A 12412-nucleotide genomic window follows, 5' to 3' on the forward strand; every position below is an offset into this window, starting at 1 on the left:
TCGGGGACTGGGAGGGCGCCGAAAGCCTGGCCCGGCAGGCCGTCGACCACGGCAGGACCGACGCACTGTACGTCCACAGGTCATGGAGGGCGGCCCTGGAAAGGCTGTGGCCGTACGGCCTGGACCCGGACGGTACGCCGACGCCCCGATGGCGCTCTGCTTCTTCTCGGCGGACTGCTCTTCGCTGGTATCGAAGGTGAGAGCAGCGGGTCCGTCAGCGGTGCCATGCACGTCGACGCATCGGTTGGCTCAACCCGGTGACCTAGGGCCTGTCTCTTTGACCGGTGATTCTCGTGCTGGGGCTGGTTAGTCTGCTGTGATGACGGACAGCGCACTGATCGTTGACCTGCGGGGTCGGCGGATCGAGACACTCAACGAGTTCTGGGACGCGGTGAGCGAGCCGTGCGGGCTGCCAGAGTGGTTCGGCCGGAACCTGGACGCGTGGTCGGACACGATCGAGACCCGGGGCATCTCCGAGGTGATCGACAGCCACGACGTCCTGATCGTGCACGTCGACCAGCGGGGCCTCTTCGACGGGCACCGGCAGGAGGCCGACGTCCTGGCCGGCATCTTTGACGGAGAACAAAACCGGCTCATCGTCCACGGGCCGGCATGACGAGCCCTTCGGACGCCTTGCTCAGAGCCGGGTCCAGATGAGGATGGCAGCCAGGTGGAGCGCGGCCTGGTAAGCGATGGCGAGCTTGTCCGTCCGCATGGCGAGGCCGCGCCACTGCTTGAGTCGGGCGATGCACCGCTCGACGGCATTGCGCTGCTTGTATGCCTCGGCGTCAAAACCGGGCGGGCGGCCTCCGGCGCGGCCTCGCCGCAGTCGGTGGCCGATCTGGTCGGCGGGCTGCGGAATGACCGCGCGGATGCCACGTCGACGGAGGTGCCCACGAATCGCCCGAGAAGAGTAGGCGCGATCCGCAAGGACGACCACAGGGCGGGTTCTTGGCCTGCCGAGTCCGTTCCGCGGGATCCGGATCCCGGCCATGACCGCCTCGAAGGCCGGCGCGCCACCGGCCTGGCCCGCGGTGACGTGGATGGACAGAGGCCGCGCCCGGCTGTCACTGGCCAGATGGACTTTCGTGCTCAAGCCACCGCGGGAGCGTCCGAGCGCATGGTCCTCGGGCTCGGACCGGCCGGGCGCCCCCTTCTCCTGGCTCCGGCCGAATGCTGGTGAGCCCGGCAGACGGTGGAGTCCACCGAGACGGTCCAGCCCACGTCGTCATCGGCGTCCGCCACTGCAAGGACGGCCGCGAGGACCCGTTCCCATGTGCCGTCCATGGCCCACCTGATCAGGCGTTTGTGCGCGGTCTGAAAGGGACCGAGCTCCTCTGGCAGATCGCGCCAGGGTGAGCAGGTGCGGTACTTCCACGCGATGGCTTCCAGAGTCCGGCGGTGATCGGCCCACCGCCGGCCACGGACCGGATCGACCGGCATCAACGGCTCGATCCGGTCCCACATCGCGTCAGTGATCACTAATCGGACAGACACATCCGATCAACTGATCAACCAACCCATCAAAGAGACACGCTCTAGCGTCATGAGTCGGAGGCTCGCGGGCAGTACGCGGCGCCCACTCCGGGCCCCCGACGGTGCGATCATCGCCGCCATCGCCCGCATCGGTGGGCGGGAGCCGGTGCGTGTGCAGGCCTGACCCTCTGCGGACGATTGTGGCCCCTGCCGATCGGCAGGGGCCACAGTGCGTCATCGGGCGGCGCGCAAGAAGTCGCGCCGGGCGGTGACGAGGTCGTGCCACCGTTCCCTGGTGGCCTGTTCGCCGTCCAGCCATTGCGGCGCCGCGTGCCCGGTCGGGAGCGGCAGGCCGTTCATGAAGCAATTCCATCGCCCGCCGCTCCTTGCCCGCACCTCATGCCCGTGCCGCTGCGAGGCCGAGTGCGGACCGCGCGGCGGTGGTACCCCTGGGGGCTGCGGGGCTGAGAGGGAAATGCCGTACGCACGCGCAGGAGCTGATTCATGGTCCTCATGTGACGGCAGATATGCAGATCAAACCCAGAAAATGATCAAAATTGGTTTCTGGCTATGCCGATCCGCACATAGTCAGTCGCCAGGGCGGTCGTATCCGAGCACATATCGTCCCTTGAGGCATGCGAGTCGCTGTGGCCTGCGGGACAGCGGCACCACTGGATGCGAGGCCGCTTGACCGTTCAGTCCGTGGCCGGGGGCGGCGGGGCGAGGGGGAGAGCATCGCCCGGGCGGACGAAGACGACGGTGTGGCGAGCGCGTGTGATCGCAACCCGAAGCAGCCGCCGTACCCCATCCGTGCGTTTCGCATCCCATTTGCGCGTCGAGGAGTTTCGAACCGTAGATGCCCCATCCCGTGTCCAGCCGACGAGGCCGTGATTTTAGTGTCCACGGTCCCACGTGAAGCTCCGGTGCCCCCATCCACCGGTGCGTTGTCGTACCCCTCGTGCAAGATGGAGGACTGCCTCCACACCACGGTGCGGCGGCAGTTGGGGACTGCTGCATTCAAGGGGGAGTTCGTGTTCCAGCGTCATCTTCATCGTCATGACGACGTCGATCTGGTGATGTCCGCGCTGGGGAGTGATCCCCAGCGCCTGCCGATCCTGATCACATGGGGTGCGGCACTGCGGCGGGATGTGGCTTCGGCGCTGCGGGAGGTCATCGCGACCGGAGCGTGGCAGAGCGTTTTCCGTGTCCGCAGCGCCGCAGCCAATTGGAGTGAGGAACCCCGCTTCCAGGTCTTCCTCGACCAGGGGCTCGAAAGGCGCCGTAACCGCGGCCCCAAATATGAGCACTTGGACGCCGCTTTGCTGTCGTTCCCCGAGACCCGTGCCGCTCTCTACCGGGTGAGCGCGGCGCAGTGCCCGCAGCACTGCCGCACGGAGACCGGCACCTTTGCCGAGGACCGTCATGTGGATGACTACCGTGAGGCATTGTTCGGCTGGTACGCCGCCATCCAGCACGCGCACGCCTGCGTCGTGAGGGCGGCACGCTGGTTTACGGACGTCCAACCGTCCGACTCCCGCCGGCCTGAGACCTTCACCGACTGGATGAGCGGAACGCGGCGCCGCCACAGCAGCGGCACTGCGGAGGAGATGGAGCCGGCCGCCCAGCGCGCCTTGCGGGAGATCATCCTGATGATGCACGCCTGGAGCCCGCACACCTTCGAAGCCATCGACGTGGCCTTCCAAAGGGCGGAGGGAGAAGACGCATCCCACGCCTGGGGCGGCAGCTTCGAGCCCGCCGGACGTCCCGAAGCCCAGGCCGCCGCGGAAGCACTCGCGAGCGTCCTGACCTCACGAGAACGCCGGCAGGTCCGGGACGTCATCGACCAGATCGAGGCCGACGACGAGGACCGCGACATGGACCTGGCGAAGGACAGCACACTGGCCTGCACCAGCGACCGCCACCGCACCTACGGCGCCGAATCCGGCGAGCGTGAGGAGTGCGCCACGGCCCGGGCCCGCGTGTACGAGGAGGCCTCCCAGCCCTGGAGCGAGGGCGTCGACCACGCGGCCGACGCCGCCCGCCTCGCGCGGTTCCTGCTCGGACCCCGCAGCGACCGAATCCGCACCGCCCTCGCCGCCGCCCGCGCGGCCGTCGCCCGGGATGCCACCGAGACGACGCCGCAGGTCTGGCACGACAACGCCCAACTCTTGAGGGAAGCCCGTGAAGCCGCGGGACTCGATCTCCAGGACGCAGCCGGCCACCTGTGCATCAAGTCCGCCACGCTCGAGCGCTTCGAACAGGCAGCGGGCAAGCTCCCCGGACGCCCGGTCTCCCTCGGCTACCTCCAACTCCTCACTCTGGCCTGCACCCAGGCAGGCCGCACCGCTCCCGCCTGCATCCCGCAGGCCATCTCCCAGCCGGTGATCTCACTGCCGACCACCCTGTAAGACACCCCCGCACCCACATCCCCGGCCGGGCGCCCCCGCGGCAGACCGGCTGAATCACAGACCCAGGTCCACCGGCACCCGAACCGACCAGCGGAGGCCTTCCGTGAAACGCGAGCGCGCCACCACGCTCCTCAACGACATGCTCGACCGGCTGGAGGAGGGAGGCTGGCCGCTGGACCTCGTCGACGAGATCCTCGTCTTCGGCTCCTACGCACGCGGCGCACTGAGCCCCTCGGACGTCGACATGGTCGTGGAGCACCGCTGTGACGACCGTCTCACCTCCGAGTTCCTTCACTCCCTGTCCTACGGTGGCGACCCCTCCGCCTCGATGAAGCGCGCCCTCAAGGGCAGAAGCCGCGGCCTGCAGATCCACTTCGGTGAACGCAAGAGCCTCGAAGCGGAAGGATTCGAACTGACCTTGCTGTGGACACGGGGCGAACCCGTCGATGCCGCCCGCGCCCGGCTCGCCGCCATCACTCCCGACCCCGAGGCAGGCCGGGCCCCACGCGACCACATGATCGAAGCCTTCGACGGCATCGACCGCTGGGTCCCGCGCCCGGTCCGCATCGATCTCACCGACCTCGTCGACCGCAAGGCCGCCACCATCCGCCAACTCCAGCTCCCCGACGCCGAACCCGCCCATCCCGCAGCCCTCGAAGCTCTCACCCGCTGGAGCGAGACCAGCCCGCTGCGCCGCGCCGCGGCAGCCGTCCTCGCTCACCTCGAAGCCACCTCCCGCCCCCTCGACTCCGTCTACCTGCACGGGGAACCGGTCATCGGCAGCCGCTACAGCGACACCACCTGGCAGACCGGCATCGGATTCGGCTGGAGCCACCACCGCAGCATCGCCCACCACCTGCAGGAGGGCACCGACTGGTTCGAAATCGTCCGCCCCACCCGGACCCAGCCCCTGCACACCCTCCACATCACCGTCCAGGACCGCTCCGCCCTCCCCGGCCGGTGACGGACCGCCCATGCCCCGGGTGAGTCCCCGTCGGCGAACGCCTCACCATCGGATGCCCACCACGCTCCCGGTGCACGCGGTGACGGCTCTCTTCAGGCAGGGCCGGTGTAGGCGGCCAGCCGTTGCTGCCAGATCGCGTCCCCTTCAGGCAGGGCAGCGCGGCAGATCTGCTGGAGGGTGCCGTCGTCGCGCCAGAGAAGGAAGCGGCGCCGGCAGGCCTGAAAGGAGCCGAGGGCCGAGGGAAGCCGTGTCCACGCCTGTCTGGTGCAGGCGATGTGGACGATGGCTTCCAGGATCTGCTGTTCGCTGCGGGGACGGCCCCCGGTATGCGATCGCGCAGGCAGCAGCCCGGACAGCGTCTGCCAGGCGACTTCGCTGATCTGCGGCCGCCACACCGGCATCCCACCGGTCAGTGACAGCAGTTCATCGACCCGACGCCGCTGCTCTGGCAACAACAGTGTCCGTCGCGCACTCTGCTCCCGCAGCCAGGCAGTGATGTGCTCGTCGTCCGGGGCGTCGGGCCACCACTTCACACCGTCCGGGAGCCCGGTCAGGTGGTAGCGGGAGGCCCACCACATGCGTTGCCAGGCCACCGGCCAGGGCGGGTTCTGACGCTCGGAGGGGGGCTTGTTGGTGTGTTGGGTGCTGGCTGGCCTGGGGTGTTGTTGGTTCACTGCGAGGTCGAATTGACGGCTCGGGCAGGTGGGTTGGTGTGTGTGAGCCCTGTGCGGGGGCGGTCGCCTGCAGGAATGGGGCAGAGGTCTGCACTGACAGGGCAGGTGTCTGCACCGTCGGATGGTGGGGTGACGATCTTCCCGCCCGACCCCGAACCTCACCGCCCTGCGTCTGGAGCTGGGCCGGCTGCGGGGCGAGCGCGGCTGGAGCTACGACGAACTGGCCCGCCGCAGCGGCCTGGCCAGGCGGACGGTCATCGAGATCGAGCAGGGCCGCACGATCGGTTCCCTCAAGACCTGGCACGCCCTCGCCCACGCACTGGACGTGCCCGTCGACCATCTCTTCGCCACCCTCTGCGAGGGGCACGCGCCTCCCGCGGAGGCCGCCGACTAGCCCCGCTGCATCGCTGTCGACGGATCACCCGATCCGGTCACCGGCCTCGCGCCGACGTACGACGACCGTGCGCCTGTTCCCGTCGACTGGGCTGTTCGCGCGACGTCGGCGGCACGGTACCCGTGTCGGCGGCGCGTCGCCTGCCACTTTCGCGGCCATGTGCTCTCTCACCTCCGCCTCCGGCCGCCGCTGGGACGGCAGCCGCGTCGCCGCCCGCCGCCTGCGCGCCCTCCGGGTCGCCGCGGACAGCCCCACCCGACTCCTGCGCACCGCCCGGCCCGGCTCCTGCCGTGACTGCGGCAACCGCATCGACTGGTACGCCCGCGCCCATGGGCGACCCGTCGCACTGCGCCCGCAGGAACTGCCCACAGCTGTCGTTCCGGCCTCCTGCCGCTGGCACGTCCATTCCGGCGTCGCCCACCCCGCAGGCGACGGCACGGCCTGGTGCCGCATCGCGCACCCCGCCCTGTGCCCCGCACGCGAGAACGCGGCGCCGTTGACGCCCCAGCTGACGGGGCTGCGCCGCCGCCTGGCCGTGCGCACCCGCCGCCTGGTCGACACCGGCGCCTTCCTCCCGCCTCCAGCCTGCCCACCGCCGCCGGTTGAGGCCGCGGTCTGTCGGCCGGCCCGGCCCGTCGTGCGGATCCTGTACGGCCGCTACCTCGCCGCCCGACCCGTCGACGGCATCCAGTGCGTGGCCCAGACCCGCCGACGCCACCGCTGCCCAAGCCGCGTCCTCGCCCCGAACGCCCCGGCGGGAGCCTGGACGCTCATGTCCGCGACCGCCGGCCGCGGGCGACTGGCCCTGCCCGCCGCCGACATGGCCGTGTACGACCTCGCCAGCCTTCCCTGCGCGGAGCAGCTGCGCTGGCGCGCCCAACGCTGCCCCGCGCACGCCGCCGCCTCCGCAGCCGTCGACCTCGCGCCGCCGGACTGGGAGGTGTTCGACCTGCTGCTCCACCACCGACTTGTCCACGACCGCCTCCCCGCCCCCGCCCCTGCTCCGGGCCGCTACCGCGAGCGGCCGTGAGCGCAGCCCCCGGCCAGGGAACCCGCCCGGGCGAGGCAACCGCCTCCAGCGAGCGGACAGGCCTGAACGGCATCGCCCTCGCCCTGCGACCGGCAGCCAGAGCGCCGCCCCCCCCCGTACCGCCACTGACGGACGTGACCATGTCGCACCACGCACTCGAGATCGCCCTGGCCAGGCCCGCCACCCGGGCCGAACTCGTCCGCGCCGCCCGCGTCATGCCGATCGCGGCCAACCGCGACGCCACCCGCCTGATGACCCTGGCGAAAGCGAAGGACTCCGACCGGGCGCCGAGCCGTGCCCACCGCCGTCTCAAGGCGCTGCTGCCTCTCGACGCCCTCGCCACCCACTACCCGGACATCGGCGGCCACATCCTCCTCGCCGTCGACTTCAGCCCCGCCGCCGACGCCTTCATCCGCCGCGCCGCCGAACAGACGGGCCAAAGCCCCCGCGTCTTCCTCCAGCAGACCATCCGCCGCGCCCTGGCAGGCCACGCCCGCCAGGAAGCCGCGCGTCTCGATCACGCCCTGCAGACCCTGCTGGCCCACGCCACCCCCGGCCAGCTCCTGGCGGCCGTCGGCCGCACCCTCACCCCTCTGGAACGCGACAGTGCCCAATCCGACCGATGAACAGCACGCGGCCGCCGACGCCTTCCGCTCCGGCCACCACCTGGCCCTCCAGGCAGGCGCGGGCACCGGCAAGACCAGCACCCTGATCCTGCTCGCCTCAGGCACCAGACGCCGCGGCCGCTACATCGCCTTCGACAAGGCCATCGCCCAAGAAGCCGCCGGACGCTTCCCGCCCACCGTCACGTGCAAGACCGCCCTCGCCCTCGCCTTCGCCGCCGTCGGCCACCGCTACGCCCGCCGCCTGAACGGACTCCGCCAGGCCGGCTGGAAGACCGGCATGGCCCTCGGCATCAAAGCCCTCTCCCACGCCGTGCTGCGCACGGTGACCCGCTACTGCCACTCCGCCGACCGCACCCTCGCACGCCATCACGTCCCGCGCCTGCGCGGTCTCGAGGACGAAGGCCTGCACGCCCAACTCGCCCAGGCCGTCCTGCCGTTCGCCCGCAAAGCATGGGCCGACCTCCAGCATCCCGAGGAGGGCGTGGTCCGCTTCGACCACGACCACTACCTCAAGATCTGGGCCCTGTCCGACCCGAAGATCGACGCCGACTTCCTCCTCCTGGACGAGGCCCAGGACACCAACCCCGTCCTCGAACACGTCTTCACCGCCCAACGCGCCCACGCCCAGCTCGTGATGGTCGGCGACTCCGCCCAGGCCATCTACGGCTGGCGCGGCGCCCGCGACGTGATGACCGGCTTCGACGGCACAGCCCTGTCCCTGTCGCAGTCCTTCCGCTTCGGCCCCCTCCTCGCCGCCGAGGCCAACCGCTGGCTGACGATCGCCGACGCCCCGATCCGCCTGACCGGCACCCATGCCGTCCCCACCGTCCTCGCCCCGGTCGACGACCCGGACGCGGTGCTGTGCCGCACCAACGTCGGAGCCATGAACCAGGTCATGGAACACCTCGCATCCGGCCGACGCGTCGCACTCGCCGGGGGAGGGGACGGCCTGCGCGCCCTCGCCGCCGCCCGCGACCTCAAGGAGGGACGCCGGACCTCGCATCCAGAGCTGCTCCTGTTCTCCTCATGGGGCGAGCTGCAGGACTACGCCGAGCACGACCCCGCCGGCGGCGACCTGCGGCCGTTCGTCGACCTCATCGACAAGCACGGAGCCGAGGCCGTCCTCGCCGCGGTCGACCGGCTCACCCCCGAACCGCACGCAGACGCCACCGTCTCCACCGCCCACCGGGCCAAAGGACGGGAATGGGCCCGCGTGAGGATCGCCGGCGACTTCTCCCCGCCCAAGGACACCGACCAGCACGACGCGAACGGCCGCCCTGTACCCGGCCCCGTCGACGACGCCGAGGCACGCCTCGCCTACGTCGCCGTCACCCGCACCCGGGAGCGCCTCGACCTCGGCGGGCTGTCCTGGATCCACGACCACCCCGACGGAAGACGCCCGCCCGCTCCGAACCCCGCCTCCCCTCTGCAGTGACCGCCCAGCAAGCGGGCCCGGCGCAGGGGCAGACGGGCTCGCTCGTACCGCAGGCATGGGGAGCCCGGCACGCCGCTGTCAGGGGGCGTGATCGTCTGCGCGTCGCAGAGCTTTCCGTTCAGCGAGCTGTGCTGATCAGGGCCACGCCTCGCGAGGCCGATCGTTGCGATGCAGCGCTCTTCAGGGTGGCTGGCGGCTGGTGGGCGCGGGGCGAGGGGTAAGGGAAGAGGGCTTGGGCCGGTGCGCTCGTGAGCGCCGGCATGGCGCATCGGCGGGCAGGAGGCGCGGTGCCTGTCCCCGGCGGCTGTCGGGGCTTGCCGGGGACGGGCACTGCGTTGGTGTGGTTGTGGGTCAGCTGATGGCTTGGAAGGCGTTCCAGCCGCCGGCGCCGATCTGGGTGCCGGCTCCTCCTTCGAGGTCGTGGTGGATGTACAGGTTGGCGTCGGAGCCGGTGGCCCAGAGGTCGGGTCTGCCGTCGCCGTTGGCGTCGGGGGCTGCGGTGATCAGAGGCCGGCGCCCGGCGGTCCAGCCGGTTCCGATGACGGTGTGGCCGCTGCCGAGTCCTTCGCCGGCGGGGCCGGTGCCCGTGTAGATGCGGAGTTCGCCTTCGATCTTGCGGCGGGCGACGAGGTCGACGTGGTTGTCGGCGTTGCGGTCGCCGGGTGCGGCGAGGTCGAACTCGGACCATCCGCCGTTGCCGACCAGGACCGGGGGGCTGGTCCCGTCGAGGTAGAAGCTGTCGGACCCGTAGTAGAGCCAGAGCAGGTCGCCTTCTTTGACGAGGAGGTCGGGGTGGCCCTCGACGTCCACGGCGCCGTCGCCGTCTGTGTCGAGGGGGCCGTCGACGTCGCCGATGGCGAGGATCTGGTCGGCGTTGGCCCAGTGGTTGTTGGCGGGGTCGTAGACGTCGAGTTCCTGCTGCTCGTACAGGCAGGACCGGGAGTGCCCGTCGGCCTGTTCGTCGCGTGCGCTGCATGCGTAGCCGACGCCGTTGTTGGGGAAGATCTGGAGGGTCTTGCCGCCGCTGCCGGGGACGGCGGCGACGAGGTCTTCGAAGCCGTCGTCGGTCCAGTCGCCGCGGTGGGTGATGGAGGCGCCGTTGAGGTCGGTGTTGCCGGCCGCGGTGGCCGTGCCGACGTAGCCGTTGCCCTGGCCGGGGTAGAGCCTCAGGCTCCCGTCGGTTCGCAGGCCGTAGAAGTCGGCGTAGCCGTCGCCGTTGAGGTCGCCGGGCTTGTCGGGGGTGGCGGGACTGTCGGCGTAGAAGAGGTGCAGGGCTTGGTCGGAGAGGTTGCCTGCGCCGTCCCTGCTGCGCACGTACAGGCCGTGGGAGCCGGCGGCGGGCGGGGTGAGCGGGATCTCGGCTCTGTCCGCGGGATCGCTGGGGTTCTGGGGCGTGGCGGTGCGGACGGTGGGGTCCCAGTCGGTCCAGTACTCGTACTTGGTCACGTCGCCGACGCCGCCGTTGGTGAGGGCGAAGAGGCCCTGGGTGCGGGCTCGTCCGGTGGTCTGCGGCCATCCGTCGGAGCCGTCGGGGTAGTCGGTGGAGGCGATGCCGGGCGGCGTGCTGGGGCGGGTGGGGTCGAAGACGAACTGGCAGCCCGGCTTGCCCGAGGCGGGGGTCCAGTCGGAGCTGGTCCTGCCGTCTTCGGCCTGCACTTTCCAGGAGAAGTGGCCGCCTGCGGCGGGGATGTGCTTCGCGAGGGTGGCCTTGGGGATCTTGAGTCTGGCGACCGTGCCGGAGGTGGCGGACACGGTCTGGTTCACGATCATGACGGCCTTGGGGTCGTCGTTGGGGTGGTGCCCGGTCGCCCAGAGGTTGAACTGTGCCTTGACTGTGCCGCCGTCGGGGTCGCCGACCCTGGCGGTCAGGTGGACGTCGGTGTTGCCGACGGAGACGTAGGGGCCGCTCGTCTTGCATCCTCCGGAGCTGGGGGCGGTGTCGAGGCTGGTCGGCGCGTTGGGCAGCGTGTTGTACTCCGTGGAGAGCGCCGCGGTCTTGGCGTCGAACTTCTTCCACGCGTACTCGTCGCGGCTGTCTTCCAGCGACTGGGGGACGCGCATGCCGAGGGTGATGTTGGGCCACTTCCTGGCTGCGGCGTCCTTGGCGGCCGAGGTGACGTCGAAGGCGAGGTTTCCTGCGGGGCATCCCGAGCCCCAGCCCTTCGAGTCGTTGACCGAGTCCAGCCTGCGCTCCCAGGTCGGCTGGTTCTTCCACGAGGTCGTGGGGTAGACGGGATCGGTCAGCCACGTCTCGACTGTGCGCGGGGTACAGGACCAGGACCAGGTGTTCTTGATCCGGAAGGTGGACTTGATGACCTGCTTCCTGGTGTTCCACAGGTTGTTGGAGTCCATGCGGAAGAAGGAGCGGCCCAGTCCGTTGTCCTGGTTCTCGTACCCGACCCGGGCGAGCGAGGTGCCGGTCGAGCCGTCGGCGTTGCGCCAGCCGGCGCCGTTGAAGTAGTGGGCGTCGGGGTATTTCTTGTAGGCGATGGCCCAGGCTTCCCTGCCGCCGCTGACGGCCGGGTCGAGGTACACCGGGTACGTCGTCTTCTCGCCCCTGAGCAGGGCCTGGTCGGGGGTGAGCGTGACTTTGCCGCCGGCGACGGCGAGGGGCATGGCGGCCTCCTGCGCGCCGTGCCGCGGTTCGAACTCGTCGTTGGGGGGCGGCGCGTCGGCCGAGCCGGCAGCGGCTGCGAGGCGGGCAGACGATCGGTGGGCCGGCTTCTCCTTCTTGGCGGAGCTGTCCCACATGAGCGGGGTCGGCGCGGTGAAGACCTCCTGGCCTGCGGGGTTGACTGCGGTCAGGTTGCCGTGCCCGTCCGCGGAGACGGCCACGCCGTCGCTGGCGAGCTTGAGGCTGACGGCCTTGAGAGCTGGATTGGCCGCTGCTTCGGCTGATTTGACCACCAGCAGCTGGCCGAAGCCGGAGTTGCCGGCTCGCAGCTTCAGGTCCACTCCGGGCAGTACCTCGGGGTAGGTGGCGGTGTCCCCGGCGACGTGGGGCTTCGGCAGCGCGGTGGGCCACGACAGGGACATGCTGCGGCCGTCGCGGGTGATGGTGGCCAGCGGGCCGGCGCCGCCGCCGGAGAACTCCAGTCCGATGGTCGTGGCCTTCGGGCTGATGCGGCCGTCCGCTCCGGGCTTGAGGGTGGTGTCGATCTCGACGAGCCTGCCGTCCTGCCGCGTCCACTGGGCCAGGGCGTACCGGTCCTCGGTGAAGGTCCCCGACGGGTTCGCGAACACCTGGGACGTCTCGGTGCGGCGTGACACCACCTCGACCGGTTCACCTGAGGCTGCCGCCCTCGACAGCGCCGTCGCCTCGTCTGTCGTGCGCGGGCTCGTCGCAGCAGCGACTCGGGGCGCGGCCGTCGAGGGCGTCGGCATGGGCAGTGCGGCAGCCGATGA

Annotated in this window: 10 protein-coding genes and 1 pseudogene; 7 read left to right on the forward strand and 4 right to left on the reverse strand. The window is 70.7% G+C overall.

The window, feature by feature from the left end; all coding sequences use genetic code 11:
- Positions 1-319 precede the first annotated feature (319 nt).
- Positions 320-616 (forward strand): barstar family protein, encoded by a 297-nt coding sequence (locus tag AB0M39_RS14145; RefSeq protein WP_365363788.1) that lies wholly within the window; start codon positions 320-322, stop codon positions 614-616.
- Between the two features lie 21 nt (positions 617-637).
- Here AB0M39_RS14145 and AB0M39_RS14150 read toward each other — a convergent pair.
- Both AB0M39_RS14150 and AB0M39_RS14155 read right to left on the reverse strand, forming a co-directional pair.
- A protein-coding gene (locus AB0M39_RS14150; protein WP_365363790.1) for an IS5 family transposase occupies positions 638-1497 on the reverse strand; the annotation gives its coding sequence in 2 pieces (ribosomal slippage) (positions 638-1146 and positions 1146-1497; 861 coding nt in all).
- Positions 1498-1710: 213 nt separating this feature from the next.
- Positions 1711-1836 (reverse strand): hypothetical protein, encoded by a 126-nt coding sequence (locus AB0M39_RS14155; protein ID WP_365363792.1) that lies wholly within the window; start codon positions 1834-1836, stop codon positions 1711-1713.
- A gap of 671 nt (positions 1837-2507) precedes the next feature.
- On the opposite strand from AB0M39_RS14155, the gene AB0M39_RS14160 reads away from it, so the two are divergent.
- Both AB0M39_RS14160 and AB0M39_RS14165 read left to right on the forward strand, forming a co-directional pair.
- Positions 2508-3884, forward strand: a complete 1377-nt coding sequence (locus tag AB0M39_RS14160; protein WP_365363794.1) for a helix-turn-helix domain-containing protein — start codon at positions 2508-2510, stop codon at positions 3882-3884.
- A 103-nt stretch (positions 3885-3987) separates the two neighbouring features.
- Positions 3988-4848 carry a nucleotidyltransferase domain-containing protein gene (locus AB0M39_RS14165; protein WP_365363796.1) on the forward strand — a complete coding sequence of 287 codons (861 nt, stop codon included), beginning with the start codon at positions 3988-3990 and terminating at the stop codon, positions 4846-4848.
- Between the two features lie 92 nt (positions 4849-4940).
- Here AB0M39_RS14165 and AB0M39_RS14170 read toward each other — a convergent pair whose 3' ends face one another.
- On the reverse strand, positions 4941-5522 hold the full coding sequence (locus AB0M39_RS14170; RefSeq protein WP_365363798.1) for a transposase: 582 nt from the start codon (positions 5520-5522) through the stop codon (positions 4941-4943).
- Positions 5523-5651: 129 nt separating this feature from the next.
- On the opposite strand from AB0M39_RS14170, the pseudogene AB0M39_RS14175 reads away from it, so the two are divergent.
- The 4 genes and pseudogenes from AB0M39_RS14175 to AB0M39_RS14190 all read left to right on the forward strand — a co-directional run bounded on the left by AB0M39_RS14175 (position 5652) and on the right by AB0M39_RS14190 (position 9007).
- Positions 5652-5916, forward strand: a pseudogene (locus tag AB0M39_RS14175) (helix-turn-helix transcriptional regulator).
- Between the two features lie 157 nt (positions 5917-6073).
- Positions 6074-6946, forward strand: a complete 873-nt coding sequence (locus AB0M39_RS14180) for a DUF6083 domain-containing protein (protein WP_365363800.1) — start codon at positions 6074-6076, stop codon at positions 6944-6946.
- Between the two features lie 140 nt (positions 6947-7086).
- A complete protein-coding gene (locus AB0M39_RS14185) occupies positions 7087-7572 on the forward strand; it encodes a hypothetical protein (protein WP_365363802.1) in 486 nt (161 codons plus the stop codon).
- The gene (locus tag AB0M39_RS14190; RefSeq protein ID WP_365363804.1) at positions 7553-9007 is read left to right on the forward strand and encodes a UvrD-helicase domain-containing protein; all 1455 of its coding nucleotides are present in this window, start codon (positions 7553-7555) and stop codon (positions 9005-9007) included. The genes AB0M39_RS14185 and AB0M39_RS14190 overlap by 20 nt, the downstream gene beginning before the upstream one ends.
- A gap of 351 nt (positions 9008-9358) precedes the next feature.
- Here AB0M39_RS14190 and AB0M39_RS14195 read toward each other — a convergent pair whose 3' ends face one another.
- Entirely contained in the window at positions 9359-12277 is a 2919-nt protein-coding gene (locus AB0M39_RS14195; protein WP_365363807.1) for a VCBS repeat-containing protein, read from the reverse strand.
- Positions 12278-12412: the final 135 nt, after the last annotated feature.

It is taken from the genome of Streptomyces sp. NPDC051907 (assembly GCF_040681075.1).
Classification (GTDB): Bacteria; Actinomycetota; Actinomycetes; order Streptomycetales; family Streptomycetaceae; genus Streptomyces.